This is a genomic window from Streptomyces sp. NPDC047043, from assembly GCF_040644055.1.
In the GTDB taxonomy this organism is placed as follows: Bacteria; Actinomycetota; Actinomycetes; order Streptomycetales; family Streptomycetaceae; genus Streptomyces.
In genome coordinates this window covers 24,943-51,585 of sequence record NZ_JBEYVO010000005.1, presented here as the reverse complement: position 1 = coordinate 51,585, position 26,643 = coordinate 24,943, and the positions used below count along the sequence as shown (strand labels likewise).

Here is a 26,643-nt window from a genome sequence, read left to right as displayed (position 1 = left end):
GGTGTCCCTGCTCGTACATTCTGTCGTCATCGACAGCCCCGGAGTCCGTGCCCCAATGAGGCAGGAGGACCCGGGAAGTGTTCACCGGAATCGTCGAAGAGCTGGGCGAGATCACCGCCGTCGAGAACCTCGGCGACGCCTGTCGCTTCCGAGTGCGCGGCCCCGTCGTCACCGAGGGCGCGAAGCACGGTGACTCCATCGCGGTGAACGGCGTCTGCCTCACCGTCGTCGAGCACGAGGGCGACGAGTTCACCGCCGACGTCATGGCGGAGACCCTCGACCGCTCCAGCCTCGGTGCCATCGCCGTCGGCTCCCGCGTCAACCTCGAGCGCCCCACCGCCGTGGGCGCACGCCTCGGCGGCCACATCGTGCAGGGCCACGTCGACGGCACCGGCCATGTCCTCGAGCGCAGGCCCTCCGACAACTGGGAGATCATCAAGATCGCCCTCCCCGCGGAGCTGACCCGCTACGTCGTCGAGAAGGGCTCCATCACCGTCGACGGCATCAGCCTCACCGTCGTCGACGCCGGCCCGGACTACTTCACGGTCAGCCTCATCCCGACCACCCTCGCTCTGACCACGCTCGGCATCAAGCAGCCCGGCGACCCGGTCAACCTCGAGGTGGACGTCGTCGCCAAGTACGTCGAGCGCCTGCTGACGAGCAGTCAGGGGGCGGCCAAGTGAACTGGCTGAACTCCGAGGCGTTCACCCTCCTCGACCAGCGCATCATCTGGTCGGACATGATCGGCAACATCCTCGGCCTGATCACCCTCGCCCTCGGCTGGCGCCGCTCCCTGCTGACCTGGCCGGTCCAGTTCCTCTCCGGCCTGGTCCTCTTCATCGCCTTCTACGGCCACTTGGCGGGCAGCGCCGGCAAGCAGGTCGTCGTCATGGTCGTCGCCCTGTACGGCTGGTGGCAGTGGAACCGCAACAAGGATCAGTCGGAGGACGGTCACATCGCCCCGCGGTTCGCCACCTGGCGCGAGCGCGGCGCGATGATCGCCGCCGCCGCGGTCGGCACGGTCGCGGTCGCCCTGCTCTTCAAGGCCTACCCGTCCCTGTCCTGGGACCCCTGGCCGGACGCCTACATCTTCGTCGGGACCATCGTCGCCATGTACGCCCAGGCGCGCGGCATGGTCGAGTTCTGGATCGCCTGGCTCCTCGTCGACCTGGTCGGCGTCCCCCTCAACTTCGCCAACGGCTACGCCTTCTCCGGCTTCGTCTACGTCATCTACGGCGCACTCGTCCTGTGGGGCATGCGCGACTGGTGGCTGCGCTCCCGCAGGACGTCGCAGCCCGTCCTGGAAGGAGCGCCGGCATGACCTCGGCACCGATTCTCTACAGCACCGACGGCATCGAGGACTGGTCGCTCGACCCGATCGAGCAGGCCATCGCCGACATCGCGGCCGGCCGCCCGATCGTCGTCGTCGACGACGAGGACCGCGAGAACGAGGGCGACCTCGTCGTCGCCGCCGAGAAGGTCACCCCCGAGATCGTGGCCTTCATGATGAGCGAGTGCCGCGGCCTGATCTGCGCCCCCATGGAGGGCGAGGAGCTGGACCGGCTCGAACTCCCGCAGATGGTCCAGGACAACACCGAGTCGATGAAGACCGCCTTCACGGTCTCCGTCGACGCCTCCGGCGCGCACGGCGTCACCACCGGGATCTCGGCCGCCGACCGCGCCACCACGCTCCAGCTCCTGGCGAGCGGCGACGCCGAGGCGACCGACTTCGTCCGCCCCGGCCACATCTTCCCGCTCCGTGCCCGGGCCGGCGGCGTCCTGACCCGCAACGGCCACACCGAGGCCGCCGTCGACCTCGCCCGCCTCGCGGGCCTGCGCCCGGCCGGCGCGATCGTCGAGATCGCCGGCGAGGACGGCCGGATGCTGCGCCTGCCCGAGCTGATCCCGTTCGCCCGCAAGCACGGCCTGACGATCATCTCCATCGAGGACCTGATCGCCTACCGCCGTACCAGCGAGCCCACCGTGCGCCGCGAGGCCGAGACCCATCTGCCCACCGCCCACGGCGAGTTCAAGGCCTACGGCTACCGCTCCACCGTCGACGGCGTCGAGCACGTCGCCCTCGTCCACGGCGAGATCGGCGACGGCGAGGACGTCCTGGTCCGGGTCCACTCCGAGTGCCTGACCGGCGACATCTTCTCCTCCCTGCGCTGCGACTGCGGCCCCCAGCTGGACGCCTCCCTGGAACGCATCCAGGCCGAGGGCAGGGGAGTGGTGGTCTACCTGCGCGGCCACGAGGGACGCGGCATCGGCCTGCTGTCCAAGCTGCGCGCCTACGAGCTCCAGGAGCGCGGCCGCGACACGCTCGACGCCAACCTCGAACTCGGCCTGCCCGCCGACGCCCGGGACTACGGCGCCGGCGCGCAGATCCTGGAGGACCTCGGCGTCCGCAGCGTGCGCCTGATGACCAACAACCCCGACAAGACCGATGCTCTTGTCCGCCACGGCCTCAAGGTCAGCGGCCGCGAGCCGATGCCCGTACAGGCGGGCGAGCACAACCTCCGCTACCTGCGCACCAAGCGGGACCGGATGGGACACGACCTGCCCTGGCTGGACGCCACCCCGGTGTCCACCTGCAGCAACCAATAACAGCACCTCGAGGAGAGAAGAGAACGTGAGCGGCAAGGGCGCACCGGAGCTGTCCGTACGCAACGTCGGAGACCTGCGGGTCGCCGTCATCGCGGCGCAGTGGCACGAAAAGGTGATGGACGGCCTGGTGGACGGCGCCCTGCGCGCCCTGCACGACCTCGGCATCGACGAGCCGACCCTCCTGCGGGTCCCCGGCAGCTGGGAACTCCCGGTCGTCGCCAAGGTCCTCGCGGGCCGCGGCTACGACGCGATCGTCGCCCTGGGCGTCGTCATCCGCGGCGGCACCCCCCACTTCGAGTACGTCTGCCAGGGCGTGACCCAGGGCCTCACCCAGGTGTCCGTCGAGACCGGCGTCCCCGTCGGCTTCGGCGTACTGACCTGCGACACCGAGGAGCAGGCCCTGGACCGGGCCGGCATCGAGGGCTCCAACGAGGACAAGGGGCACGAGGCGGTGACCGCTGCGGTGGCCACCGCAGCGACCCTCCGCTCAGTATCTGAACCGTGGCGCTGACGAAGGTGTCATTTGGCATAGGCTGAGCGACACCATGTCCAATAAGACGTTCGAGGAGCTCTTCACCGAGCTCCAGCACAAGGCCGCCCACGGCGATCCCGCCACTTCCCGCACCGCAGAACTGGTCGGCAAGGGCGTCCATGCCATCGGCAAGAAGGTCGTCGAAGAGGCCGCCGAGGTCTGGATGGCCGCCGAGTACGAGGGCAAGGAAGCGGCCGCCGAGGAGATCTCGCAGCTGCTGTACCACGTCCAGGTGATGATGGTCGCCCGCGGGATCTCCCTGGACGACGTCTACGCCCACCTCTGAGCCGTAACCCGCACACCAGCACCGTACGCACGAACAAAGGAAGCCGACCTCATGCTGCGCATCGCCGTCCCCAACAAGGGTTCCCTGTCAGGCCCTGCGGCGGAGATCCTGCATGAGGCCGGCTACCAGCAGCGCCGCGAGTCCAAGGAGCTGCGCATCGTCGACCCGGTCAACGACGTCGAGTTCTTCTACCTCCGGCCGCGCGACATCGCGATCTACGTCTCCTCCGGCCAGCTCGACATCGGCATCACCGGCCGCGACCTGCTGATCGACTCCGGAGCCAACGCCGAGGAGATCCTCCCGCTCGGCTTCGCCCGCTCCACCTTCCGCTTCGCGTCCAAGCCGGGCGCGGCGAGCGGCGTCGAGGACCTGAACGGCAAGACCGTGGCCACCTCGTACGAGGGGATCGTCGCCAAGCACCTGGCCGACAGCGGCATCGACGCCTCCGTGGTCCACCTCGACGGTGCCGTCGAGACCGCCATCGAGCTCGGTGTGGCCGAGGTCATCGCGGACGTCGTCGAGACCGGCACCTCGCTGCGCAACGCGGGCCTGGAGGTCTTCGGCGAGCCGATCATGAAGTCCGAGGCCGTCGTCATCCGCCGCACCGGGGCGGACGGCGAGGAGCCCAAGGTGCAGCAGTTCCTGCGCCGCCTCCAGGGCGTCCTCGTGGCCCGGACCTACGTGATGATGGACTACGACTGCCGGGTCGAGCAGCTCGAGAAGGCCGTCGCCCTGACCCCGGGTCTCGAGTCCCCGACCGTCTCCCCGCTGCACAACGAGGGCTGGGTCGCCGTCCGCGCGATGGTCCCGGCCAAGGAGGCCCAGCGGATCATGGACGATCTGTACGACCTCGGCGCCCGCGCCATCCTGACCACGGCCATCCACGCCTGCCGTCTCTGAGCGACACCGATCCGATAGACACCGAGAGATGTCCGATCTGCCCACCCTCCCCGTCACGTTCCGGCCGGGCCGCACCCGGGCCGTCCTGCTCACCGCCGGCGTCGCGATCTTCGTCGTCATCACGACGGTCGCGTTCCTGCTGGAGCAGCTCAGCCCGGGCGAGCGCCTGAGCTTCATCTTCACGGCGGCACTGCTCGCCGGGGTGCTGGCCCTGCTCGCCCGAGTCAAGGTCGTCGCCGACGAGTCCGGCGTCACCGTCGTCAACATCGCCAGCAAGCGGCGCCTGGACTGGGCCGAGATCATCCAGGTGAACCTCCGCCCCGGCGACCCCTGGGTGTTCCTCAACCTCAGCGACGGCACCAGCCTGCCCGCGCTCGGCATCCAGCCGGGCATCGCCAAGGAGCGTGCCATCGCCGACGCGCGCACCCTGCGCGCGCTCGCCGAGGCTCGCTCGACAAGGGATCTGCCGTAACGGCCCATGTCTTGATTAATCTGTTGGCGGAGGCGTTTTCGTCGCGCCTCCGCCGCTGATGTTCCCGCCGGGCCACAGCGGCCCCCTGCAACCCGAGGAGTGACTCCCTCCAGCGATGGACGGATCGTCCTGTAGTACCTGCGCCGCCCCCTCACGACATACCGAGGCGGCGGCATCATGACCACCCCCCTGCTGCTCCTCGGAGCGGCCTTCCTGCTGATCCTCGCCAACGGCTTCTTCGTGGCCGCCGAGTTCGGCCTGGTCACGGTCGAGTCGACGGACGCCGAGAAGGCCGCCGCCGAAGGCGACAAGCGAGCCCTCAGGGTCGCCGAGTCGCTCAGGGAGCTGTCCTTCCAGCTCTCCGGCACCCAGCTCGGCATCACCATCACCTCCCTCGTCGTCGGCATGCTCGCCGAGCCCGCGCTCGCGGAGCTGCTGCACGGCCCGTTCACCGCGATCGGCATCCCCGAGGGCGCCGTCTCCGGCGTCGCGGTGGTCGTCGGCATGCTCGCGGCCTCCGCCGTGCAGATGGTGATCGGCGAACTCGTGCCCAAGAACTGGGCGGTGTCCAAGCCCATGCAGGTCGCCCGCTTCGTCGCCGGTCCGCAGCACGCCTTCGCCCGGCTGTTCCGCCCGGTCATCGCCGCGCTGAACGCGGTCGCCAACCGCCTCGTCCGCGCCCTGGGCGTGGAGCCCGCCGAGGAGCTGGCCTCCGCCCGCACCCCCGGCGAACTGGTGTCCCTGGCCCGGCACTCCGCACAGGCCGGCGCCCTGGAACAGGACACCGCCGACCTCTTCGTACGGACCCTGTCGCTCGCCGAGCTGACCGCGCAGCATGTGATGACGCCGCGCGTGAAGGTCAGCGCGCTGCAGTCGTCGACGACCGCCGAGGACGTGGTCAACCTGACCCGCGCCACCGGCCTGTCCCGCTTCCCCGTCTACAAGGAGCGGATCGACGAGGTCGTCGGCATGGTCCACCTCAAGGACGCCCTCGCGGTCCCGGTGCACGAGCGCCTGCGTACCCCCGTCGGCCGTATCGCCCGCCCGGCGCTGCTGGTCCCCGAGACGCTGCCGGTGCAGCCCCTGTTGGCGCAGCTGCGCAGCGAGCAGCCCATCGCCGTCGTCGTCGACGAGTACGGCGGCACGGCCGGCGTCGTCACGCTGGAGGACATCGTCGAGGAGATCGTCGGCGAGGTCCGCGACGAGCACGACGGGCAGGACGTGCCCGAACTCGCCGCCGCCCCGCCGGAGGAGGGCAGGCCCGCCTGGGACGCCGACGGCAGCTGCCGTGTCGACATCCTGCAGCGCATAGGACTCGACGTGCCCGAGGGGCCGTACGAGACCGTCGCCGGGCTGGTCGCCGACCTGCTCGGGCGCATTCCGGCCGCCGGTGACCGCGCCGAACTGCCCGGCTGGCGGCTGACCGTGCGCCGCGTCGGCCACTACCGCGCCGAGCGGGTCCGGCTCGTGCGGACCGGGTCGGTCGTGGAGGTCGCCCGATGAGCCTGCTCCAACTCCTGTTCGCCGCTCTGCTCGTGCTCGCCAACGGCTTCTTCGTCGGCGCCGAGTTCGCCCTCGTCTCGGTACGCCGCAGCCAGATCGAACCCCTCGGCACGGCCCGCGCCCGCCAGGTCCTCTACGGCCTGGAGCGGCTGCCGCAGATGATGGCCGCGGCCCAGTTCGGCATCACCGTCTGCTCGCTGACCCTGGGCGCGGTCGCCGAACCGACCGTCGCACACCTGCTGGAACCGGTCTTCGAGTGGATCCACCTGCCGCACGGGATGATCCACCCACTCGGCTACGTCATCGCGCTCGCCGCCGTGGTCTTCTTCCACCTCGTCATCGGCGAGATGGTCCCGAAGAACCTCGCGATGGCGGCCCCGGAGAAGGCCGCACTGTGGCTCGCACCGGGCCTGGTCGCCTTCGCCCGTCTCTGCAAGCCGATCACCATCGCCCTGGGCGCCGTCGCCCAGGCGATCCTGCGGCTCTTCCGCGTCGAGCCGAAGGACGAGGTCGAGGCCGTCTTCACCAGCGAGCAGCTCAACCGCCTGGTGGAGGACTCCGGCCAGGCGGGCCTGCTGGACCCCGAGGAGCAGGAACGCCTCGAGGACGCGCTGGAGCTGGGCTCCCGCCCGGTGACGGACGTGCTCCTGAAGCGCGAGTCGCTGGTGACGGTCAGCCCGTCGGTCACCCCGGGCCGGATCGTCGAACTCACCGCGCGGACCGGGTACTCCCGCTTCCCGATCGCCGCGGAGAACGGTGCCTTCATGGGCTACCTGCACGTGAAGGACGTACTCGACCTGGAGGACTCGGACCGGGCGGTGCCGCAGCACCTGTGGCGGCCGATGACGACGCTGCGCTCCGAACTCCCCCTGGACGACGCCCTCACGGTCATGCGCCGCGCCGCCACGCACCTGGCCCAGGTGGCCGACGCGTCCGGCAAGGTGCTGGGTCTGGTCGCCCTGGAGGACGTACTGGAACTCCTGGTGGGCGAGGTCACGGACCCGGCGCACCGGGAGGTCGCGGAGGTGCGGGTGACGGAGCCGCGGGCCAGCGGGGAGCCGGAGGGGGCGCTGGCGACGTAGGTGGGGCGGGCGGGGGCAGTGCTATGTCACATACCGCGGCCAGTGCTGTGTGACATGTCGCCGGCCAGTGCCATGTGACATGCCACAACAACAGTGCCATGTCACATGGCAGACGGATCCTGCGGCCCCCGCCCCGACAACACCTCTCCATACGCCTGCATCAGATCCGGCAGTCGCAGAGTCGACAAGTCGTCCCGCGACAACACCCCCGGATACGTCGACAGCCGCAGATCCCGGTACGCGCAGCTCTTCTCGTACAGCGTCCGCAGGAAGCGCCCGTTGCCGAGCTCGTCGATCCAGCCCTGGTCCACCACGTGCCCGGCGATGGAGCGCAGTTCGTCGAGGGCCTCCTCGTCCCACACGTCACCGTTCTCCCCGGCCAGCACCTCGCCGATCGAGGTGAGTTCGAGGGGGCGGTAGGACGGGAAGTCGACGCGGGTCGTGAAGCGGGACGACAGGCCGGGGTTGGCGGCCAGGAGGCGGTCCATGCCCTCCGGGTAGCCGGCCAGGATGACCACCAGGTGGTCGCGGTTGTCCTCGGCCCGCTTCAGCAGGACCTGCAGCGCCTCGTCGCCGTACGCGTCGCCCTTGCCGTAACCGGAGTTGGAGAGCGAGTACGCCTCGTCGACGAAGAGCACGCCGCCGATCGCGGAGTCGATCAGTTCGTTGGCCTTCACGGCCGTCTGGCCCAGGTACTCGCCGACCAGATCGGCCCGCTGGGCCTCGACGAGGTGGTCGCCGCCGAGCAGGCCGAGGGCGTAGAAGACGCGGCCCAGGATGCGGGCCACCGTGGTCTTGCCGGTGCCGGAGGGGCCGGAGAAGACGAAGTGACGCTTGGGCGGCTGGACCGGCAGTCCCTGACCGGCCCGCAGCCTCGCCATGTTCAACTGGGCCGACAATGCCTTGACTTGGCGCTTGACCGGCTCCAGGCCCACCATCCGCTCCAGCTCGGCGAGCGCCTCCTCGAGCAGCGCGGGGTCGGTGGGCCCGGCGGGCAGCGGGGACCCGGTCGGTCCTAATGTCTTCTCGCGCACCGCCGGGTCGATCGCCGACGGCAGCGGGCCGACCGGGGGCAGGTCGGACTCGGTGAGCCTGAGGTCACGGCCCTCGGCGCCGAAGAGCGGGTCGAGGGCGTCGGGGCCCTCCAGGACGTCCTGGCTGCCGGAGAGCGTGATCGCCGCGAGGCCGGCCGCGTCGTCGTATCCGTCGCCCTCGGCGATCGCCGCGAGCCGGGCCGAGGTGTCCATGAACGCGGGGTCCACGCGGTGCACGGCCCGGTACAGGGGGAGCGCGGCCGCCGAGCGGCCCGTGCCCTCGTGGGCCCGCGCGAGCCAGTAGCGCAGTTCCTTGCGCTGCGGCTGTTCGCTGCGGCAGCGCATCAGGGCCGCCGAGAGCAGGGGTTCGGCCTGGCCGTACATCTCGAGCCGGACCCGGGCCATGCCACCGAAGAGGCCCGCCTCGATGCCGAGCAGGGCGTCGTCGATCAACGGGTCGGTGTGGCGGACCAGTTGCTCCCAGTCCTTGACGAGATAGGCACGGCAGGCGTGCAGAAAGCGGACCTGGGGGTCGGCGTCCACCGGCGGCAGCCCGGCGAGCGCCCGGTCCAGCTCCGGGACATGGCGGCCGTCCAGCCAGTGCGAGGCGTGCGCGAGCAGCAGATCGCGCGGGCTCTCCAGCACGGGCTGCACCCACCAGCCGAGCCAGTACCAGGAGTTGAGGGAGCGCCGGTGCCGGGCGCGCTGCTCGCCGAAGCGGTCGCGGTGGCGGAACATCCGTAGCAGCGCGGTCGTCGTGTCGACGCGCAGCGCGTGCAGTCCGAGCCAGCCGTCGGCCATCCCCGGGTCCATCCGGACCGCGGCCCGGAACTCCTCCTCCGCCTGCGGATAGGCGCCCATGGTGTAGGCATCCACACCTCGCATCCAGGCGAGGTCGGCCGGGGCCTCGGGGCCCTGCGTGCCGAAGTCCATCACGTCCCCCACAAACCGTGCCCCCGTCGGTTGTCCGCCCGGACCGGCGTCCGTCGGCCGCCTTGATCGAACCGCCGTGCCGCGGACCGGAGTTGCGGTGCGCGCAGCCGTCCGTCAGGTCGCACCGAGGGCATCGTACCTGCGGTGGCGGGGCCCGCCGAAGGGTGCCGCACAGGCCGTTTGGCGAGGTGGGAGCAGATAGGGCGTACTTCGGACGGTGACCGTGGGTGAGCGAAAAACGCCCCGCAGCGTCCGGAAAATGAGATCTGGGCAGAACGAAGCCCCCGATCACGGGGGAACAACCGGGGGCTTCGCGACATTGGGCGGCGTCGAATGGCCGCACATTGAGAACGTAAGTCCTGTACGGCCCCCCGGTCAAGCCGAGTTGAGGGACTCCGGAAAGTTCTCCGGCGGGGGTCTTCACAAGTTCAGCACACTGCCGATGGTCCGTCACCGTGTGTGAGCGTCTGGTCCGGTCCAACTCTCTTCGCGGGCCCCGGGAGTACCTCGTAACCCTTCTCCAACTGCCGTACCAGGAGATCGGCGTACGGCCTCGACGGATCCTCGGCGAAGTGCTGTCGCTCCGCGCTGACCCACCCGGCCCAGAACTCCCGCTGCTCCTCCCCGTCCCGGTGCCGGCCGCGCGCCCAGGAGTCCTCGTGCGGCAACTCCATCCACAGCAGATGGGCCAGATGCGGGCGCAGCGCGCGGCGGCCCGCGCCGACTCCCTCGACGAGGATCACCGGGGCCGGCGGCAGGACGCGGGGCGGTTCGAAGGTGCGGGTGCGCCAGTCGTAGGGGGCGTAGTGGGCGCTCTCGCCGCGGCCGAGCGGTTCGATCACCTGCGTGAGCAGCCGTCCCGTCCACTCGAACAGCTCGTCGTGGCTGGCGATGTCGTCGAGGTGCAGCACGGGAGCGTCGTCCAGCGCCCGGGCCAACTGCCCGGCGAACGTGGACTTTCCGGAGCCGGCGTGTCCGTCGACGCCGATCAGGCGGACCGGGCCGCAGGACGGGGGGAGACGACGGAGCCGGGAGGCGAGGTGGTGAATGGCGATTCCTTGACCTACGGGAGGTTGGGCATATTCGGCGGGAACATTCTAGTGGCGGGCGATATCGGGGCGAATGGACGGGGTGACGAACGGGGTGATGAGTAGTGCCGTATTGAACAAGTTGCAAGGGCCCCTGGTTGATTGGCCCGCAGCCAGTCTTATTCACGCCGCATAATCACGGGTAACATCTCGAAAATCGCGTTCCGGTTGCGCTCGTTGCTGAGTAGGGTGCCAGGTGCACAACTGCGAGGCGTCGTACGGGGAGACAGGAGCAGATGGCCGCTGGGTTATTCGAAGGGCAGTATGTGTGGCATCCGGCGGCCGACGACCGAGTGCTCGCGAGCGTATGCGTGGACATACGCGCCGGCCGATACCTGAGCACCCACGAAGCCCTCGCCGAAACACGCGGCGACTTCGGGCTGCGCGCCCACCGTTCCCTGGTCCTCGCCTCGGAGGCGGCCGACTCCGACCTCGCCGAGCGCTGGCTGGCCGAGGAGCCGACGCCCGAGGCCGCGCTGCTGTGGGCGCGGGTGGCCGTGCTGCGGGCGCTGCGCGCGGCCGACGCGCAGGACGAGCGGGCGGAGGCCCTGGAGCGCATAGCGCTGGCGGCCTGCGACCGGGCCTCGGCGACGGACCCGGCCGATCCCACGCCCTGGGTCGCACGGCTGGCCATGGCGCGGCTGCACCGGCTGACCGAACCCGCGCCGCGCGGGCTGCTCACCGCGCCGCCCGGACCGTGGCGGCTGTTCGCCCACGTGCTGTCCCTCGACCCGTGGCACCGCGAGGCCCACCACCGCTTCCTGGCCTGCTTCTTCGCCCGCCACGGCGGCTCCGTCAACGCCGCCTGGGACGTCGCCGCCTTCCTCGGCCAGCGCGCGCCCGTCGACTCCCCGCTGCGCCTGCTCCCGCTGGTCGCCCTCGTGGAGAGCTACAACCCGACCCAGCTGCTCGCCGACCGCGTCTGGGAACAGCCGCAGTGGCGCTCCACCGCGCTCGCGATCTACCAGAACTGGCTGCCCCGGGTGGCGGGTTACCGCTTCACCCCGGTCCTCGACCTGGCCTACCTCGCGCATGCGCTGGTCATGGGCAAGCGCGAGTTCGAGGCGCGGGCGGTCTTCGCGGCGATGGGGCCGTACGCCTCGCGCATGCCCTGGTCCGCCTTCGGCGACCCGGCCGACCAGCTCTCCCGCGCCCGCCGCGCCTGCGGGCTCCCCGTCCCCCCATAGAGAGAAAGGCCGGCAAGTGTCAGAACGAACAGCAGAACCGATTGCGCTCGACGACGACGCCACCCTGCATGCGATGGGCTATCCGAGAAAACTCACACGCCGCTTCAAGGCGTTCGACAATTTCGCCATATCGTTCACCATCATCAACATCATCTCGGGAATCTTCTCGGGATTCGGATTCGGTATGAATGCCGGCGGCCCTCGCATTCTCGTCTTCGGCTGGATCGGCGTCTCCGTCATGGTCCTCCTGGTCGGCGCCGCGATGGCGGAAGTCGCCTCCGCCTATCCGACGAGCGGGGCACTGTATTTCTCCGCCGGGAAACTCGCCAAACGGCACAAGGGCGCCTGGTCCTGGTACACGGGCTGGCTGAACTTCGTGGGCCAGGTCGGCGGCACGGCCGCCACCGGCTACGCCGCCGCCACCTTCATCCAGGCCTTCATCGCCCTGCAGTGGTCCTCGTACGTGCCGACCGCCCACCAGACGGTGCTGATCACGGCGCTGCTCATCGTGCTGCAGGGGCTCGCCAACACCTACACCGTCCAGCTGGTCGCCGTACTGAACCGGATCTCCGTGTGGTGGCTGCTGATCGGGCTCGTGGTGATCGTCGGCGCCCTGATCGTCGGGCCCGACCAGCACCAGTCGGCCTCGTTCGTCACGCATTTCGCGAACAACACCGGTTTCACGAGCGGCCTTTACGGCGGGATGCTCGGCCTGCTCGTCACCAGTTGGACGTTCACCGGCTTCGACGGCAGCTTCCACATGTCCGAGGAAACGGTTCGTGCCACGGTCAACGCACCGAAGGGGATCACCCGGGCCATCGGCTACTCGGCGATCACCGGTCTGATCCTCATGCTCGCGCTGGTTTACAGCATTCGCGATTACGACCATGTGGCGAGCGCTTCCGCACCGCCCGTCCAGATTCTCATCGACGGACTCGGCCTGGGCACCGCCAAGGTGCTCCTGCTGATCGTGATCGGCGCAATGCTCTTCTGCGGTCTCGCGAACCTCACCAGCAACACCCGGCAGATCTTCGCGTTCTCCCGCGACGGCGCGATGCCCGGCTCCCACCTGTGGCACTCGGTCTCGCCGCGCACCCGCACCCCCGTCAAGGCGGTCTGGCTCGCGGTCGGCTGCTCGCTCGCGCTCGTGCTGCCCGGCTGGTGGTCGCACACGGCGTTCACCGCCATCGTCAGCGTCAACGTCGTCGGGCTGTTCCTCGCCTACGCCGTACCGATCCTGCTCCGGCTGAACCTGGGCGCCGAGTTCGAGCCGGGGCCGTGGCACCTGGGCCGCTGGAGCCGGCCCGTCGGCGTGGTGGCGGTCGCCTGGATCCTGCTCAGCAGCGTCCTGTTCATGCTGCCGCAGGCCTCGCCGATCACCGGCGACTCCTTCAACTACGCACCGATCGCCCTCGCCGTGGTGCTGATCGTCGCCACGGTCTGGTGGTTCGCCACCGCCCGCCGCCGCTTCCAGGGCCCGGTCAGCTACGGCCGCCCCGACGAGGTCGCGGCGATGGACCTGATCTGAGCGGCGATGGACCTCGTCCGAGGCCGGGTCCCGGCGTATCCCGCGGGGCGGGTGCGCCGGGCCGGACGGTCCAGCAGGTCATGCCAGTGGTTTACGCCAATATTCGTGGGCGCGGCATGGGCCGAAGTGCTGGCAGGACGAACCGCCTGCGGCCATAGTTGGCGCACAACAGTGCAGCGCAACCCCGCAATTGGACCTGCCCCGACTCGGACACCTGGGGGTCTTTCCGCCCATGAGCAGAGCCGAACAGCCGTCCCGCAGAACCGTCCTCGCCGCCGCGGTGGCTGCCGCCGTGGTCGGCCCCGCGACCACCGCCGGCGTGGCCGACGCCGAGGAGCCGGCCGTGGCCCCGGCCCGACCCGTCGACTACCGCTCCTGGACCTCGTACACCGACTGGCGCAGCGGCGCCGCGAAGGGCACCCGCGCCGTCGCCGGCGCCCGCCCCGGCGTGGTGATCGCCGCCCCCGCCGGCACCACCGACTACACGGACCCGCACACCGGCACGACCGCCACCTGGGAGTACGCGACCTGGACCTCTCCGGTCCACAAGCTCCGCGTCCCCTCCACCGAGGCGATCGCCTCCTGGAACGCGCACACTCCGGCCGGCACCTGGCTCCAGGTCGAACTGCACGGCACCTACTCGGACGGCACCGAGACACCCTGGTACGTGATGGGCCGCTGGGCGGCCGGTGACCAGGACATCAAGCGGACCTCGGTGGACGACCAGACGGACAACAAGAGCACCATCTGGACGGACACCTTCGCCATCGACGACGCGACGACCGGCCTGCGCCTGGTGTCGTACCGCCTCCGGCTCACCCTCTACCGCAAGCCCGGCACCAAGCTCACCCCCACGGTCTGGCGGCTGGGTGCGATGGGCTCGGACATCCCCGACCGCTTCACCGTCCCGGCCTCCACGCCGGGCCTGGCCCAGGAGCTGATCGTCCCGCGCTACTCGCAGGAGATCCACAAGGGCCAGTACCCCGAGTACGACAACGGCGGCGAGGCCTGGTGCAGCCCCACCTCCTCGCAGATGATCATCGAGTACTGGGGCGGCCGGCTCACCCCCGAGCAACTGGCCTGGGTGGACCCGACGTTCGCCGACCCGCAGGTCTGTTACGCCGCGCGCTTCACCTTCGACTACCAGTACGAGGGCTGCGGCAACTGGCCGTTCAACGCGGCCTACGCGTCGACGTACAAGGGTCTGCAGGGCGTGGTCACCCGGCTCGGCTCGCTCACCGATCTGGAGACGCTGATCGCGGCCGGCATCCCGGCCATAACGTCCCAGTCCTTCCTCAAGGAGGAGCTGACGGGGGCGGGTTACGGCACCTCCGGGCACCTGATGACCGTCATCGGCTTCACCGCCGACGGCGACGTGATCGCCAACGACCCGGCCTCGCCGAGCGACGAGGCCGTGCGGCGGGTCTACAAGCGGCGCGAGTGGGAGAACATCTGGCTGCGCACCAAGCGGTACAACGCCTCCGGCAAGGTCGTCTCCGGCACCGGCGGCGTCTGCTACCTGTACTTCCCGGCGAGGCCGACGCCCCGCCAGCGCAAGGCGCTCGCGGCGGTCGGTGTGCGCTGAGCCGGCCGGGACATCGAGCGAGGCCCCGGGAAACCGGGGCCTTTCGCCTGTGACCAACATCTCTGCCGCAAAAGCCGTTCCGGGTGGCAAGGTGGACAGAACCCCAGGGGGAGTCCACCGCACCCGACCTCGACGAGACACCATGACCGCACACACAGCCGACGCCGCCCGCAGCCGCACCGGCGGCCCCAAGGACGACGGTCCGAAGATCCTCGAGCACGTCATGGGCTGGACCCTCGTCGTGGTCGTCGCGATGCTCGTCACCCAGCTCGGCCTGCTGTGATGTGAGCCGAGCAACCCCGCTTCCACCCGCCTCCGTTCGTTGATCGGACTCGAACGAGTGGGCGTTGTTGTTCTGACATACTGCGGATGTCCCGCCGCCTGCCCGAGACCAGGGTCGAAATTGAAGATCAGCCAACAGAGCGAGGACGTGCGCCCCCGTGCGCGCGGAACCGAGCGCTCGCTGGCGCGCCGCGCCGAACTCATCGCCATCGGGCGGAAGTTGTTCGCCGACACGTCGTACGACGCGCTCTCGATGGACGACATCGCCCGGCAGGCGCATGTGGCGAAGGGGCTGATCTACTACTACTTCCAGTCCAAGCGCGGCTACTACCTGGCGATCATCCACGACTCGGTCGCCGACCTGGTCAGCTTCGCGGCGAGCGGACTCGAACTGCAGCAGGTGGACCGGGTCCACCGGACCATGGAGAGCTATCTGCGCTGGGCCGAGCACAACCAGGCCGCCTTCCGCACGATCGTCAGCGGCGGCGTCGGCTTCGACGCCGAGGTGCACGCGGTCCGGGACGGGGTGCGCGAGGCGATCGTCGCGACCATCGCCGACGGGGCCTACGGCCGCACCGACATCTCCCCGCTGGCCCGCATGGGCCTGTTCGGCTGGGTCTGCAGTGTGGAGGGCGCCACCCTCGACTGGATCGACCGCCCCGAGCTGTCCCGCGACACCATGCGCGAGCTCCTGGTCAAGATGCTCGGCGGCGCCATGCGCGCCATCGAGGAGATGGACCCCGCCTACCCCACCCCGGAGCCCGCCCGCCGGGACGCCTGACAGCCCGCGAGGGGCGGAGGCCACCGCCCCCCCCGCCCCAACCGCCGTACTCCCGCGATCAGTTGATGGCCTTGATCAGCTCACCGTTCGCGGTGTCCCCGCTCAGCTCCCAGAAGAACGTGCCGCCCAGACCCTGCTGGTTCTTGTACGTCATCTTCGTGCCGATGGTCGCGGGCGTGTCGTAACTCCACCAGTTGTTCCCGCACTTGGCGTATGCGGTGCCGCCCACCGTGCCGGTCGCCGGGCACTTGCTCTTGAGTACCTTGTAGTCGTCGATGCCCTGCTCGTACGTCCCCGCCGCCGGGCCGGTCGCCGTGCCGCCGGGCGCCGCCTGGGTGACGCCGGTCCAGCCGCGGCCGTAGAAGCCGATCCCGAGCAGCAGCTTCGAGGCCGGGATGCCGAGGCCCTTGAGTTTGGCGATGGTCGCCGAGGTGTAGAAGTTCGCCTTCGGTATGCCGGAGTAGGAGTTGAGCGGCGAGTGCGGGGCCGTCGGGCCTCCGGCGTCCCAGGCGCCGAAGTAGTCGTACGTCATCGGGTTGTACCAGTTGACGTACTGCGCCGCATCCGCGTAGTTGGCGGCGTCGATCTTGCCGCCGCTGGTGGCGTCCGCAGTGATCGCGGCCGTGACCAGCGAGCTGCTCCCGAACTTCGAACGCAGCGCCGCCATCAGGTTCTTGAAGGCTTCCTTGCCGCTGGTGTCGCAGGTGTTGCCGCAGGCGTTCGGGTATTCCCAGTCGATGTCGATGCCGTCGAAGACGCCCGCCCACTTGGAGTTCTTCACCAGGTCGTAGCAGGACTGGGCGAACGCGGCCGGGTTCCTCGCCGCCTCTCCGAAGCCGCTGGACCAGGTCCAACCACCGAAGGACCAGAGCACCTTGAGCCCCGGGTGCTTCTTCTTCAGCTTCAGCAGCTGGTTGAAGTTGCCGCGCAGCGGCTGGTCCCAGGTGTCGGCGACGCCGTCCACCGACTCGGCCGCGGTGTAGGCCCGGTCGGTCGCCGCGTACGAGTCGCCCATCGCGCACTTGCCGCCGGTGACGTTGCCGAAGGCGTAGTTGATGTGCGTGAGCCTGGCCGCCGAACCCGACGTCTCGATGTTCTTGACGTAGTACTTGCGGTCGTAGGTGCCCCATTCGGTGAAGTAACCGACGACCTTCGAGCCCGCCGCTTCCTGGGCGGACGGTTTGGCGGAGGCGGTGCCCGCGCCGGCGAGCAGCCCTGCGCCGAGGACCGCGCAACACGCGGCCGAGACGAGCGCCCGGAAAGAGGCGCGGGGACGGTGCGGAATGTGCATCGGGTGTCTCCTCGTGGGGGAGAGGGAACGCGCGCCGATTGGCATGAACGCGGTAAAGCGTTGGTCATGGAGAGTAGGAGGACTAGACCAGTTCGGTCAATGGTGCGGACCAATTTCGAGAGCGCTGGACAGGACTTCAGGGCGGGTCGCGATATTCTTGAAGTAAGCGGTCGTTAACTGGTGACGGGATGCCTGCAATCGGGCATACTCACAGCGCACAGCCGCTGGTCAGCAGCTTCCGAGACCCGGGAGAGCGAGCATCGGCCAGGCCTCAGTACGACCCGGCGGAGCCGCCCCCACCCAGGGCGCACGTCCGCCGATGTGCCCGAAACAGGGAGGAGAGCGTCCCCATGCCCGACCGCGCCCCGCAGCCGGTGGACCGTCAACTGCCCACGGACGAGGCCCGGGATCTGATCTCGCTCGTCCGTGACATCGCCCAGCGCGAGATCGCCCCGAAGGCGGCCGAGGAGGAGGACGCCGGACGATTCCCGCGCGAGGTCTTCACCCTGCTGTCGGAGTCGGGACTGCTCGGCCTGCCGTACGACTCCGAATACGGCGGCGGCGACCAGCCGTACGAGGTCTATCTCCAGGTCCTCGAGGAGCTCGCCGCGGCCCGGCTCACCGTCGGCCTCGGCGTCAGCGTCCACACGCTCGCCTCCTACGCGCTCGCCGCCTACGGCTGCAAGGAACAGCAGGTCGAGCACCTGCCCGCCATGCTCGGCGGAGGGTTGCTGGGTGCCTACTGCCTGTCCGAGCCGGCGTCCGGCTCCGATGCCGCTTCCCTTCGTACGAAGGCGGTGCGGGAGGGTGACGACTGGGTGATCAGCGGTACCAAGGCCTGGATCACGCACGGCGGAATCGCCGACTTCTACACGGTCATGGCCCGGACGGGCGAAGACGGGCCGCGCGGCATCACCGCCTTCCTGGTCCCCGGTGACGCCGAGGGGCTGAGCGGTGCGATGCCCGAGAAGAAGATGGGCATGAAGGGCTCACCCACCGCCCAGGTCCACTTCGACGGGGTGCGCGTCCCGGACGAGCGGCGCGTCGGCGAGGAGGGCCAGGGCTTCGCGATCGCGCTGGCCTCGCTCGACTCGGGACGGCTCGGCATCGCCGCCTGCGCGATCGGCCTCGCCCAGGCGGCGCTCGACGAGGCGGTCGCGTACGCCACCGGGCGGCAGCAGTTCGGGCGGCCCATCGCCGACTTCCAGGGACTGCGTTTCATGATCGCCGACATGGCGACCCAGATCGAGGCGGGCCGCGCCCTCTACCTCGCGGCGGCCCGGCTGCGCGACGCGGGTCGCCCCTTCGCCAAGCAGGCGGCCATGGCCAAGCTGCACTGCACGGACACCGCGATGAAGGTCACCACGGACGCCGTGCAGGTCCTCGGCGGATACGGCTACACCGCGGACTTCCCGGTCGAGCGCTATATGCGCGAGGCCAAGGTCCTGCAGATCGTCGAGGGCACCAACCAGATCCAGCGGATGGTCATCGCCCGTCACCTCGCCGGTCCGGAGACCCGCTGAACTGCCCCGGTGCGACCTGAGGGGCCGCCAGCCTGACCCACTCCGGGTCGTGGCGGCCCGGCAGGGTGCGGCCCCGGTCGGCCCAGGTGCGCAGGAGATCGCGGTAGATCGGCGGGTCCTGGTGCTGCGGCGGCGCCGGCGGCGGAACCGTTCCTGCGGGCGGCGGGACGAAGATGCGGCGCTGACGCCCGATCGTTGGATAAGAGGGGGTCATACCAGGGCAACGCGGAGGTAGGCGGACAGGTCACCGCTCCGTGGAATCGGGCGTGAGTTCGCGGCCGTCCGGCTTCGCGTCTGGCCACCTGCGGCTGTCTGACGTACCGTCAGCCAGGCTCTCTCCAGGGAGGTTTGGCATGGCCGACGACCGTCCCGTACCGCTCGACGAGTACCCCGTGCACCAGGTCCCCCTCTCCATGAAGCACATGGCGACCGGGGACCGGAACGCCTACGACCGCTGCATCTTCCACGTCCTCGACCACGAGGGCCGCGCACTGCTCATCGTCGGCCTCGGCGTCTACCCGAACGTCGGCGTGATCGACGCGTACGCCACCCTGCGGACCGGCGACGCCCTGCACGCGGTGCGCGCCTCGGACGCCCTGGGCGAGGACCGCATGCGGCTCGCCGTCGGTCCGCTCCGGATCGAGGTGGAGGAGCCGCTGCGGCGACTGCGCCTCCGCAGCGACGACGAGTTGTTGTCGTACGACCTCATCTGGACCGCCGACTTCCCGGCCCTGTGGGAACCCCACCACCTGCAGCGCCGTGGCGACCGGCTCACCCTCGAAGGGCGCCGTTTTGTCCAGGCGGGCAGCGTGGAGGGCGTGATCCGCGCCGCCGGCGAGGAGTTCCGGGTCACCGCCACGCAGTGGACCGGCACCCGCGACCGCAGCTGGGGCGTGCGGCCGATACCGGGGGAGGAGGGCGGCCGTCTCGCCGAGGAGCACCCGACCGAGGGCTTCCACTGGCTGTGGTGCCCGGTCCGCTTCGAGGACCGGTTCCTGATGGTGATCGTCCAGGAGGACGCCGACGGATACCGCTCCCTGAACGACGCCACCCTCGTCCGCCCCGGCCACCGCGACCGCCAACTCGGCTGGCCCCAGCCGGAGATCACGTACCGCTCGGGCACCCGGGTCCCGGAACGTGCCCTCATCCACCTGGGCGACGTCCGCAAGCCACAGGAGCTGGAGGCCGAGATCCTCACCTCCTCCCCGCTCGCCATCGGCGCCGGCTACCCGCCCGCGGACGACTGGCAGCACGGCACCTGGCGCGGCCGCGGCTGGACCGACCGCCGGAGCTACGACCTCACCGAGCCGCACTCCCTGGCCGCCTACGGGGTCACCGACCATGCCGCCCGCTTCCGGCTGGACGGTCGGGTCGGCCACGGCATCTTCGAGCACGGCTCGTTCGGGCGGCACGACCCGAGCGGCTTCACGGACTTCAAATCGGTAGCTCCGTAAGGGGGATTGCGACATGGCGGCCACGGCACCCCGTCCCCGTACGACCACCCGCGACCCGGAGGAGATCGCCCACCGCCTCACCGCCTGGCTCGGCACCCGCCTGCCCGGCGCCAAGGCGGTCGGCGTCACCGTCCCCGCGTCCAACGGCATGTCCAGCGAGACCCTGCTCTTCGACATCGAGCACCCCGAACCACCGCTGCGATCCTGCGCGTTGCGACTCGCGGCGGACCCGGCCGCGTACACCGTCTTCCCCGTGTACGACATGCCGCGCCAGTACCGCACGATGCGCATCGTGGCGGAGCACTCGGATCTGCCCGTGCCCAAGGTGCTGTGGCTGGAGCAGGACCCGGGGCCGCTCGGGGCACCCTTCTTCGTGATGGAGCGCGTCGAGGGGCGCGTACCGCCCGACGTCATGCCCTATACGTACGAGGGCAATTGGCTGCACTCGGCGAGCGCCGCGGAACGCGAGCACCTGGAGGCGGCATCGATCGGGCTGCTGGCCCGACTGCACGACCAAGTACCCGTACACAAAGCCGAGTTCCTCGCACTCCCCGGCGAGGGCGACACACTGCGCCGCCACGTCACCGCCCAACGCGCCTACTACGACTGGGTCGTCGACGGACGCGCCCGCTCACCCCTCATCGAGGCCGCCTTCGACCGGCTGGAGGACCTCTGGCCGACCGATCCGGGCGCACCGGTGCTCAACTGGGGCGACGCACGCATCGGAAACATCGTCTACGAGGGCTTCGCACCCGCGGCCGTGCTCGACTGGGAGATGGCGGCCCTGGCCCCGCGCGAGGTCGACCTCGGCTGGACCGTCTATCTGCACCGCTTCTTCCAGGACCTGACGGTCGCCTTCGGCCAGCGCGGCCTGCCGGACTTCCTGCGCCGCGACCGCATCGAGGCCCGCTATGCCGAACTCACCGGCCACACACCGCGCGACATGGACTTCCACACCCTGTACGCCGCGCTGCGGCACGCGATCGTCATGCTGCGCGTCGCCTACCGGCAGGTGCACTTCGGGGAGGCCGTCCTCCCGGCGGACCCGGACACACTGATCCTGCACCACGGCAGTCTGCGGGCCATGGTGCAGGGCAGCTACTGGGATTGAGCCAGGCGGTTCAGGCAGCCTGACGGCGCATCACCGGCACACGCATCGGGCGCGAGCCCGGGCCGCCGACGTGCGAGAACGGCTGCGTCCGCCAGTCGAGCCCCTGAGGGAGCGTCAACAGCAGCGCCGTGTCCTGCTCCTGAGCCTTCGCCGACTCGTCCGCGGAGCGGGCCTCGGCGGCCCTGCGGCCGGTACCGGCGCACACCGTGAGACCGAACGGGTTCCACGGCGAGGCGCACAGCGCGTGCTCCGGCAGGACCTCCTCGTCCGCCAGCAGGGCGATGGGCTGCGCGCAGTCCGGGCAGATCACCCGGTACATCTCGAAGGTGTCGTACGCGTCGAGTTCGTCCTCGAAGGCGTCGGGTTCGACGCCCTCCGGCTCGGGCTCGGCGACCGCGTGGAGCCGCTTGGGCGCGGTGCGACCAGGGCGCTTAAGACTCTGCATGGGTTCTCCCCCTCGGGCTGGGCCGTTCAGGCTCTGCGGCCTCGACCACAGCAAGCACTTCCCGTCCCGTCTCGGCGGTAATCACGAGAGCATCACGGAGACGTCGCGGCGGCTGTGGCGTTCGTCACATGCCGCCCGCAGGTGCCCGTGGCGGACGTTTTGTCCCTCAGACGGCTCACAGGCTGCTCTCGGGCACATCACGAACCGGGCATGACCTGGGCACCTGAGGTATCCGAGGAGATCAAGCGCACTGTAGGTTCTTGCGCCATGGAGGAGCTGGACCGTCAAATCGTGCAGCTGCTCGTCAAGGACGGGCGGATGAGCTACACAGACCTGGGCAAGGCCACGGGCCTGTCCACGTCGGCCGTGCACCAGCGGGTGCGCCGGCTGGAGCAGCGTGGCGTCATCCGCGGCTATGCCGCGGTGGTCGACCCCGAGGCCGTCGGGTTGCCCATGACCGCGTTCATCTCGGTCAAACCGTTCGACCCCAGCGCCCCCGACGACATCGCGGACCGCCTGGCCGGCGTCCCCGAGATCGAGGCCTGCCACAGCGTCGCGGGCGACGAGAACTACATCCTCAAGGTCCGGGTGGCCACGCCGCACGAGCTGGAGGAGCTGTTGGCCCGGCTGCGGACGCTGGCGGGCGTCTCGACGCGGACGACGGTGGTCCTGTCGACGCCGTACGAGGCCCGGCCGCCGCGGATCTGAGGACCTGCGTACCGGCCGGTCCCGGCGAGGCGCGAGACTGTTCCCCATGAGTGAGCGCATCGCCGAGCCGACCACCGTCCTCCTCCGCCGAGGAGAAGTGCACAGCCCCGCCGACCCCTTCGCGACCGCGATGGTCGTGGAGCGCGGCCAGGTCGCCTGGGTCGGCTCCGAGGGCGCCGCCGACGCCTTCGCGGACGGTGTCGACGAGGTGGTCGACCTGGACGGCGCCCTCGTCACCCCGGCCTTCACCGACGCCCACGTGCACACCACCTCCACCGGTCTCGCGCTCACCGGCCTCGACCTGTCCGACGCGCCGTCCCTGGAGGCGGCCCTCGCCCTCGTACGGGACTTCGCCGCCGGCCGCCCGGACGACCGCGTCCTGCTCGGCCACGGCTGGGACGCGGCCCGCTGGCCGGGCGGCCGTCCGCCCACGCGCGCCGAACTCGACGAGGCCACCGGCGGCCGCCCGCTGTACCTCAGCCGGATCGACGTCCACTCGGCGGTCGTGACCACGGCCCTGCTCGACCTGGCCCCGGGCCTCGGCGCGGTCGACGGCCCGCTCACCCGCGACGCGCACCACGCCGTACGCGCCGCCGCGTTCGCCGCGATCACCCCGGCCCAGCGAGTCGAGGCGCAGCGCACCGCCCTCGCCCGTGCCGCCTCCCTCGGCATCGGAACCGTTCACGAATGCGCAGGACCGGACATCTCCTCCGAGGACGACTTCACCGGCCTGCTGGCGCTCGCCGCCGAGCAGGCGGGCCCGCGGGTGGTCGGCTACTGGGCCGAGCGGGACGTCGAGAAGGCGCGCGAGCTGGGTGCGGTCGGCGCGGCCGGCGACCTGTTCGTCGACGGCGCCCTCGGCTCCCACACCGCCTGCCTGCACACGCCGTACAGCGACGCCGACCACGCCGGCACCGCCTACCTGGACCCGGCCGCCGTGGCCGCCCACGTCGTCGCCTGCACCGAGGCGGGCCTCCAGGCGGGCTTCCACGCGATCGGCGACGCCGCCGTGACCACGGTCGTCGAGGGCGTGCGTGCCGCCGCCGAGAAGGTCGGCCTTGCCCACGTCCGCGCCGCCCGCCATCGCGTCGAACACGCCGAGATGCTGACCCCCGAGACCATCGCCGCCTTCGCCGAGCTGGGCCTGACCGCCTCCGTACAGCCCGCCTTCGACGCGCTGTGGGGCGGCGAGGACGGCATGTACGCCCAGCGCCTGGGCGCCGACCGGGCCCGCACCCTCAACCCCTTCGCGGCCCTGCTGCGGGCCGGTGTCCCGCTCGCCTTCGGCTCCGACAGCCCGGTCACGCCCCTCGACCCGTGGGGCACGGTTCGCGCCGCAGCCTTCCACCGCACACCGGAGCACCGCGTCTCCGTGCGCGCCGCCTTCACTGCCCACACCCGCGGTGGCTGGCGGGCGATCGGACGCGACGACGCGGGCGTCCTGGTGCCGGGCGCACCCGCGGACTACGCCGTGTGGCGCACCGACGAACTCGTGGTCCAGGCCCCCGACGACCGGGTCGCCCGCTGGTCCACCGACCCCCGCTCGGGCACCCCCGGCCTGCCCGACCTGACCCCCGGCCAGGACCTCCCGGTCTGTCTGCGGACCGTGGTGGGCGGACGGACGGTGTTCGTACGGCCGGGCGAGTGATCTGCCGGGGTGGCGCGGCGCCGATCGCCGCCGGCCGCCGCGTCGCGCGACCTGCGCGTCCTCTGCCCTGACCAGGGCATTGCCGAAAAACCCGCAGGTCAAACGGCTGTTGACAGCCGATGGCAGGGGGCCGGTAGGTTCGGCCGAGTCCACCACCGGACGCCCGACCGGGGAACTACCGCGCACTCGTCGCGGCGCCGCTGGGTCAGGGACGGTGTGCCGCACCGGGGCACCGTCACTGGGAGCCAGGCTCAGCGCCAGCGCGGCGACGAGGGAACGTTCCGGCCGGTCGGGGAGGTGTGACCCGGGTGGGGCCCGGACGCTCAGTAGACAACGGCTTTCGGTCGACCCGCAGCCAGCGGGTCCCAGGCCGGCCCGAAGGGCGCCGGGCCCCCATCCGCAGCACGCGAACACCGCGAACTCCGAAGAACCCCGAGCAAAAGCGCCGAAAAACGCGTTCTTACCCCGCTCTTGTGGAATCGACACCACCATACGAACGTCTGGTCACGTCATCGCAGGCGGCGGCCACTATGGTGGACGTCTGCGTACAGAAGTGAAGGGGCAGCAGTGAACGACGGCGACGGGACTCCCGCGGCACAGGCCCAGGCGAGGCAGTTCGGCCCGCTCGGCACGGCCTTGGTGATCATTCCGACCTACAACGAGGCGGAGAACATCAAGTCCATCGTCGGCCGGGTGCGCAAGGCCGTCCCCGAGGCGCACGTCCTCGTGGCCGACGACAACAGCCCCGACGGCACCGGCAAGCTCGCCGACGAGCTGGCCGTCGAGGACGACCACGTCCAGGTCCTGCACCGCAAGGGCAAGGAGGGGCTCGGCGCCGCCTACCTCGCGGGCTTCCGCTGGGGCCTGGACAAGGGCTACGGCGTTCTGATCGAGATGGACGCCGACGGCTCCCACCAGCCCGAGGAACTGCCCCGCCTGCTCACCGCACTCAAAGGCGCCGACCTGGTCCTGGGCTCGCGCTGGGTGCCCGGCGGCCGGGTCGTGAACTGGCCCAAGAGCCGCGAGGTCATCTCCCGCGGCGGCAGCCTCTACTCCCGCCTCGCCCTCGACCTGCCGCTGCGCGACATCACCGGCGGCTACCGCGCCTTCCGCCGCGAGACCCTCGAGGGCCTCGGCCTCGAGGAGGTCGCCTCCCAGGGTTACTGCTTCCAGGTCGACCTCGCCCGCCGCGCGGTCAAGGCCGGCTACCACGTCGTCGAGGTGCCCATCACCTTCGTGGAGCGCGAGCTGGGCGACTCCAAGATGAGCCGCGACATCCTCGTCGAGGCCCTCTGGCGCGTCACGGCATGGGGTGCCACGGAGCGGGTCGGCAAGGTGCTGGGCCGAGGCAAGAAGGCCTGATCGCCCTACGGCCTCGGCGGCCTGCGTGCGGTCTCACCGGCGGCCTCGCACGGTTTCACAGCCCCGGTTGATCATTCACTTATCCCGCACTGAGCCGGGCCCAGGCACACTGGGTGCATGACGACTGGTGCTCCGACCCCCACGTACCCCGCCCGGCCCCGGCGCTCCCGGCTGCGGACCTTCCTGCCGCTGAGCATCGCGGCCTGGCTGGTGCTGGAGATCTGGCTGCTGACCGTGGTCGCGGGCGCGTCGAGCGGGTTCACCGTGTTCCTGCTGCTGCTCGCGGGCTTCGTGCTCGGAGCGGCCGTGATCAAGAAGGCGGGCCGCCGCGCCTTCCAGAACCTGAACGAGGCGCTGCAGCGGGGCGGCACCCCGCAGAGCAGCGGTGGCAACGGCCTGTTGATGCTCGGCGGCCTGCTCCTGATGATCCCCGGCCTGATCTCGGACGCGCTGGGCCTGCTCCTGCTGATCCCCCCGGTCCAGAAGGCCCTGAGCCGGCTCACGGAGCGCACCCTCGACCGCAAGCTGCGCGAGGCCGTCCCGGGCTCCTTCGGCGACGCCTTCCAGCAGGCCCGCATCCACCGCCCCGACGGCAAGGTCGTCCAGGGCGAGGTCATCAGGGACGAGCCGGACGGCGACACCCCGCAGGACCCGCGGCCGCCGCTGACCCGGTGAGCCTGCCGCAGAGACGGCTGCCGACCGTCGGCGCGCGGTCGGCATGCCGTGGACATAGGACTGCGGGCGCCTACGTGAATCCACGTAGGCGCCCGCAGTCAATTGCGTGCGTTGGTTGTCCGCTCGACCCCGGCAGGGACTAAGCCGACTTCCGGCTGTCCCGCGGGTGGACGGCGATGTTCATCGCGCCCGAACGCAGAACGGCCAGGCGTTCCTCGAGGACCTCTTCGAGTTCCTCGCGGGTACGCCGCTCCATCAGCATGTCCCAGTGTGTACGCGCAGGCTTGGCCTTCTTTTCCTCAGGGCCGTCGCCGTCAACGAGGAGTGCCTGGGCCCCGCAGACCTTGCACTCCCACTCCGGCGGGATCTCCGCCTCGACCGAGAAGGGCATCTCGAAGCGGTGCCCCTTCTCGCATGCGTACTCCACGGCCTGGCGTGGGGCCAGGTCGATGCCGCGGTCCGTCTCGTAGCTGGTCACCACGAGGCGCGTGCCGCGAAGAGCTCGCTCACTCATGAATCGTGCCTCCCGGGCTTGTCGCCCACAGGACAGGTGTCGCTGTCGTCGTCATCCGGTCAACGTCCGGTCGGCGGTAAAGATTCCCGTTCCGTGTCCCGTTCCGGGTCAT

Annotated in this window: 27 protein-coding genes; 21 read left to right on the top strand and 6 right to left on the bottom strand. The window is 70.5% G+C overall.

Annotated elements, in window-relative coordinates:
• The first annotated feature begins 77 nt into the window (after positions 1-77).
• From ABZ880_RS09240 to ABZ880_RS09200, 9 genes are all read left to right on the top strand, one after another.
• A complete protein-coding gene (locus ABZ880_RS09240) occupies positions 78-683 on the top strand; it encodes a riboflavin synthase (RefSeq protein ID WP_361259373.1) in 606 nt (201 codons plus the stop codon).
• Positions 680-1,321 (top strand): nicotinamide riboside transporter PnuC, encoded by a 642-nt coding sequence (gene pnuC / locus ABZ880_RS09235; protein WP_361259370.1) that lies wholly within the window; start codon positions 680-682, stop codon positions 1,319-1,321. The genes ABZ880_RS09240 and pnuC overlap by 4 nt, the downstream gene beginning before the upstream one ends.
• On the top strand, positions 1,318-2,607 hold the full coding sequence (locus ABZ880_RS09230) for a bifunctional 3,4-dihydroxy-2-butanone-4-phosphate synthase/GTP cyclohydrolase II (RefSeq protein WP_361259367.1): 1,290 nt from the start codon (positions 1,318-1,320) through the stop codon (positions 2,605-2,607). The genes pnuC and ABZ880_RS09230 overlap by 4 nt, the downstream gene beginning before the upstream one ends.
• A gap of 25 nt (positions 2,608-2,632) precedes the next feature.
• Complete coding sequence (gene ribH / locus ABZ880_RS09225) at positions 2,633-3,118, top strand: 6,7-dimethyl-8-ribityllumazine synthase (RefSeq protein ID WP_003988915.1); 486 nt, start codon at positions 2,633-2,635, stop codon at positions 3,116-3,118.
• A gap of 34 nt (positions 3,119-3,152) precedes the next feature.
• Entirely contained in the window at positions 3,153-3,425 is a 273-nt protein-coding gene (locus tag ABZ880_RS09220; RefSeq protein ID WP_030946750.1) for a phosphoribosyl-ATP diphosphatase, read from the top strand.
• Between the two features lie 51 nt (positions 3,426-3,476).
• Entirely contained in the window at positions 3,477-4,325 is an 849-nt protein-coding gene (gene hisG, locus ABZ880_RS09215; RefSeq protein ID WP_361259364.1) for an ATP phosphoribosyltransferase, read from the top strand.
• Positions 4,326-4,353: 28 nt separating this feature from the next.
• Positions 4,354-4,797: a PH domain-containing protein gene (locus ABZ880_RS09210; RefSeq protein ID WP_361259361.1), complete on the top strand. Its 444-nt coding sequence runs from the start codon at positions 4,354-4,356 to the stop codon at positions 4,795-4,797.
• Positions 4,798-4,974: 177 nt separating this feature from the next.
• A complete protein-coding gene (locus ABZ880_RS09205; RefSeq protein WP_361259358.1) occupies positions 4,975-6,300 on the top strand; it encodes a hemolysin family protein in 1,326 nt (441 codons plus the stop codon).
• Positions 6,297-7,382: a hemolysin family protein gene (locus ABZ880_RS09200; protein WP_361259355.1), complete on the top strand. Its 1,086-nt coding sequence runs from the start codon at positions 6,297-6,299 to the stop codon at positions 7,380-7,382. Before ABZ880_RS09205 ends, ABZ880_RS09200 begins: the two co-directional genes overlap by 4 nt.
• A 101-nt stretch (positions 7,383-7,483) precedes the next feature.
• Here ABZ880_RS09200 and ABZ880_RS09195 read toward each other — a convergent pair whose 3' ends face one another.
• Both ABZ880_RS09195 and ABZ880_RS09190 read right to left on the bottom strand, forming a co-directional pair.
• Positions 7,484-9,349: an AAA family ATPase gene (locus ABZ880_RS09195; RefSeq protein WP_361259352.1), complete on the bottom strand. Its 1,866-nt coding sequence runs from the start codon at positions 9,347-9,349 to the stop codon at positions 7,484-7,486.
• Positions 9,350-9,777: 428 nt separating this feature from the next.
• A complete protein-coding gene (locus tag ABZ880_RS09190; protein WP_361259933.1) occupies positions 9,778-10,398 on the bottom strand; it encodes a hypothetical protein in 621 nt (206 codons plus the stop codon).
• A 275-nt stretch (positions 10,399-10,673) separates the two neighbouring features.
• Between ABZ880_RS09190 and ABZ880_RS09185 the strand changes: the two genes are divergently transcribed.
• From ABZ880_RS09185 to ABZ880_RS09165, 5 genes are all read left to right on the top strand, one after another.
• Positions 10,674-11,624 carry a hypothetical protein gene (locus tag ABZ880_RS09185; protein WP_361259349.1) on the top strand — a complete coding sequence of 317 codons (951 nt, stop codon included), beginning with the start codon at positions 10,674-10,676 and terminating at the stop codon, positions 11,622-11,624.
• 73 nt (positions 11,625-11,697) lie between these two features.
• Positions 11,698-13,152, top strand: a complete 1,455-nt coding sequence (locus tag ABZ880_RS09180; RefSeq protein WP_361259346.1) for an amino acid permease — start codon at positions 11,698-11,700, stop codon at positions 13,150-13,152.
• A gap of 232 nt (positions 13,153-13,384) precedes the next feature.
• Complete coding sequence (locus tag ABZ880_RS09175) at positions 13,385-14,737, top strand: peptidase C39 family protein (protein ID WP_361259343.1); 1,353 nt, start codon at positions 13,385-13,387, stop codon at positions 14,735-14,737.
• A gap of 142 nt (positions 14,738-14,879) precedes the next feature.
• Entirely contained in the window at positions 14,880-15,020 is a 141-nt protein-coding gene (locus ABZ880_RS09170) for an SCO1431 family membrane protein (protein WP_361259340.1), read from the top strand.
• Positions 15,021-15,140: 120 nt separating this feature from the next.
• A complete protein-coding gene (locus ABZ880_RS09165; protein ID WP_361259338.1) occupies positions 15,141-15,800 on the top strand; it encodes a helix-turn-helix domain-containing protein in 660 nt (219 codons plus the stop codon).
• 58 nt (positions 15,801-15,858) lie between these two features.
• Here ABZ880_RS09165 and ABZ880_RS09160 read toward each other — a convergent pair whose 3' ends face one another.
• Complete coding sequence (locus ABZ880_RS09160; RefSeq protein WP_361259335.1) at positions 15,859-17,091, bottom strand: glycoside hydrolase family 18 protein; 1,233 nt, start codon at positions 17,089-17,091, stop codon at positions 15,859-15,861.
• A gap of 350 nt (positions 17,092-17,441) precedes the next feature.
• Between ABZ880_RS09160 and ABZ880_RS09155 the strand changes: the two genes are divergently transcribed.
• Complete coding sequence (locus tag ABZ880_RS09155; RefSeq protein WP_361259332.1) at positions 17,442-18,614, top strand: acyl-CoA dehydrogenase family protein; 1,173 nt, start codon at positions 17,442-17,444, stop codon at positions 18,612-18,614.
• On the opposite strand, the gene ABZ880_RS09150 is transcribed toward ABZ880_RS09155, so the two are convergent.
• The gene (locus tag ABZ880_RS09150; protein ID WP_361259329.1) at positions 18,577-18,828 is read right to left on the bottom strand and encodes a hypothetical protein; all 252 of its coding nucleotides are present in this window, start codon (positions 18,826-18,828) and stop codon (positions 18,577-18,579) included. The genes ABZ880_RS09155 and ABZ880_RS09150 overlap by 38 nt on opposite strands.
• Positions 18,829-18,967: 139 nt before the next feature.
• Here ABZ880_RS09150 and ABZ880_RS09145 point away from each other — a divergent pair, with 139 nt between their 5' ends.
• On the top strand, positions 18,968-20,068 hold the full coding sequence (locus tag ABZ880_RS09145) for a hypothetical protein (RefSeq protein WP_361259326.1): 1,101 nt from the start codon (positions 18,968-18,970) through the stop codon (positions 20,066-20,068).
• A gap of 13 nt (positions 20,069-20,081) precedes the next feature.
• Positions 20,082-21,179 (top strand): phosphotransferase family protein, encoded by a 1,098-nt coding sequence (locus tag ABZ880_RS09140; RefSeq protein ID WP_361259323.1) that lies wholly within the window; start codon positions 20,082-20,084, stop codon positions 21,177-21,179.
• Positions 21,180-21,189: 10 nt separating this feature from the next.
• Here the strand turns inward: ABZ880_RS09140 and ABZ880_RS09135 are convergent, their stop codons facing one another.
• The gene (locus tag ABZ880_RS09135; protein WP_361259320.1) at positions 21,190-21,624 is read right to left on the bottom strand and encodes a hypothetical protein; all 435 of its coding nucleotides are present in this window, start codon (positions 21,622-21,624) and stop codon (positions 21,190-21,192) included.
• 267 nt (positions 21,625-21,891) lie between these two features.
• Between ABZ880_RS09135 and ABZ880_RS09130 the strand changes: the two genes are divergently transcribed.
• The 4 genes from ABZ880_RS09130 (at position 21,892) to fxsA (ending at position 26,017) form a co-directional block, all read left to right on the top strand.
• A complete protein-coding gene (locus tag ABZ880_RS09130) occupies positions 21,892-22,332 on the top strand; it encodes an Lrp/AsnC family transcriptional regulator (RefSeq protein WP_121888443.1) in 441 nt (146 codons plus the stop codon).
• Between the two features lie 46 nt (positions 22,333-22,378).
• Entirely contained in the window at positions 22,379-23,980 is a 1,602-nt protein-coding gene (locus ABZ880_RS09125) for an amidohydrolase (protein ID WP_361259317.1), read from the top strand.
• Positions 23,981-24,547: 567 nt separating this feature from the next.
• Positions 24,548-25,342: a polyprenol monophosphomannose synthase gene (locus ABZ880_RS09120; RefSeq protein ID WP_361259314.1), complete on the top strand. Its 795-nt coding sequence runs from the start codon at positions 24,548-24,550 to the stop codon at positions 25,340-25,342.
• A 117-nt stretch (positions 25,343-25,459) separates the two neighbouring features.
• Positions 25,460-26,017: an FxsA family membrane protein gene (gene fxsA / locus ABZ880_RS09115; RefSeq protein ID WP_361259311.1), complete on the top strand. Its 558-nt coding sequence runs from the start codon at positions 25,460-25,462 to the stop codon at positions 26,015-26,017.
• A 139-nt stretch (positions 26,018-26,156) separates the two neighbouring features.
• Here fxsA and ABZ880_RS09110 read toward each other — a convergent pair whose 3' ends face one another.
• Positions 26,157-26,531 carry an RNA polymerase-binding protein RbpA gene (locus ABZ880_RS09110; RefSeq protein WP_003977404.1) on the bottom strand — a complete coding sequence of 125 codons (375 nt, stop codon included), beginning with the start codon at positions 26,529-26,531 and terminating at the stop codon, positions 26,157-26,159.
• Between the last annotated feature and the right edge of the window lie 112 nt (positions 26,532-26,643).

Excerpts from the sequence above, each read along its gene's own strand:
- ABZ880_RS09230 (WP_361259367.1), top strand. The coding sequence starts at position 1,318 with ATGACCTCGGCACCGATTCTCTACAGCACCGACGGCATCGAGGACTGG.
- ABZ880_RS09220 (WP_030946750.1), top strand. The coding sequence starts at position 3,153 with ATGTCCAATAAGACGTTCGAGGAGCTCTTCACCGAGCTCCAGCACAAG.
- hisG (WP_361259364.1), top strand. The coding sequence starts at position 3,477 with ATGCTGCGCATCGCCGTCCCCAACAAGGGTTCCCTGTCAGGCCCTGCG.
- ABZ880_RS09210 (WP_361259361.1), top strand. The coding sequence starts at position 4,354 with ATGTCCGATCTGCCCACCCTCCCCGTCACGTTCCGGCCGGGCCGCACC.
- ABZ880_RS09205 (WP_361259358.1), top strand. The coding sequence starts at position 4,975 with ATGACCACCCCCCTGCTGCTCCTCGGAGCGGCCTTCCTGCTGATCCTC.
- ABZ880_RS09200 (WP_361259355.1), top strand. The coding sequence starts at position 6,297 with ATGAGCCTGCTCCAACTCCTGTTCGCCGCTCTGCTCGTGCTCGCCAAC.
- ABZ880_RS09195 (WP_361259352.1), bottom strand. The coding sequence starts at position 9,349 with ATGGACTTCGGCACGCAGGGCCCCGAGGCCCCGGCCGACCTCGCCTGG.
- ABZ880_RS09185 (WP_361259349.1), top strand. The coding sequence starts at position 10,674 with ATGGCCGCTGGGTTATTCGAAGGGCAGTATGTGTGGCATCCGGCGGCC.
- ABZ880_RS09180 (WP_361259346.1), top strand. The coding sequence starts at position 11,698 with ATGGGCTATCCGAGAAAACTCACACGCCGCTTCAAGGCGTTCGACAAT.
- ABZ880_RS09175 (WP_361259343.1), top strand. The coding sequence starts at position 13,385 with ATGAGCAGAGCCGAACAGCCGTCCCGCAGAACCGTCCTCGCCGCCGCG.
- ABZ880_RS09170 (WP_361259340.1), top strand. The coding sequence starts at position 14,880 with ATGACCGCACACACAGCCGACGCCGCCCGCAGCCGCACCGGCGGCCCC.
- ABZ880_RS09160 (WP_361259335.1), bottom strand. The coding sequence starts at position 17,091 with ATGCACATTCCGCACCGTCCCCGCGCCTCTTTCCGGGCGCTCGTCTCG.
- ABZ880_RS09155 (WP_361259332.1), top strand. The coding sequence starts at position 17,442 with ATGCCCGACCGCGCCCCGCAGCCGGTGGACCGTCAACTGCCCACGGAC.
- ABZ880_RS09150 (WP_361259329.1), bottom strand. The coding sequence starts at position 18,828 with ATGACCCCCTCTTATCCAACGATCGGGCGTCAGCGCCGCATCTTCGTC.
- ABZ880_RS09145 (WP_361259326.1), top strand. The coding sequence starts at position 18,968 with ATGGCCGACGACCGTCCCGTACCGCTCGACGAGTACCCCGTGCACCAG.
- ABZ880_RS09140 (WP_361259323.1), top strand. The coding sequence starts at position 20,082 with ATGGCGGCCACGGCACCCCGTCCCCGTACGACCACCCGCGACCCGGAG.
- ABZ880_RS09135 (WP_361259320.1), bottom strand. The coding sequence starts at position 21,624 with ATGCAGAGTCTTAAGCGCCCTGGTCGCACCGCGCCCAAGCGGCTCCAC.
- ABZ880_RS09130 (WP_121888443.1), top strand. The coding sequence starts at position 21,892 with ATGGAGGAGCTGGACCGTCAAATCGTGCAGCTGCTCGTCAAGGACGGG.
- ABZ880_RS09125 (WP_361259317.1), top strand. The coding sequence starts at position 22,379 with ATGAGTGAGCGCATCGCCGAGCCGACCACCGTCCTCCTCCGCCGAGGA.
- fxsA (WP_361259311.1), top strand. The coding sequence starts at position 25,460 with ATGACGACTGGTGCTCCGACCCCCACGTACCCCGCCCGGCCCCGGCGC.
- ABZ880_RS09110 (WP_003977404.1), bottom strand. The coding sequence starts at position 26,531 with ATGAGTGAGCGAGCTCTTCGCGGCACGCGCCTCGTGGTGACCAGCTAC.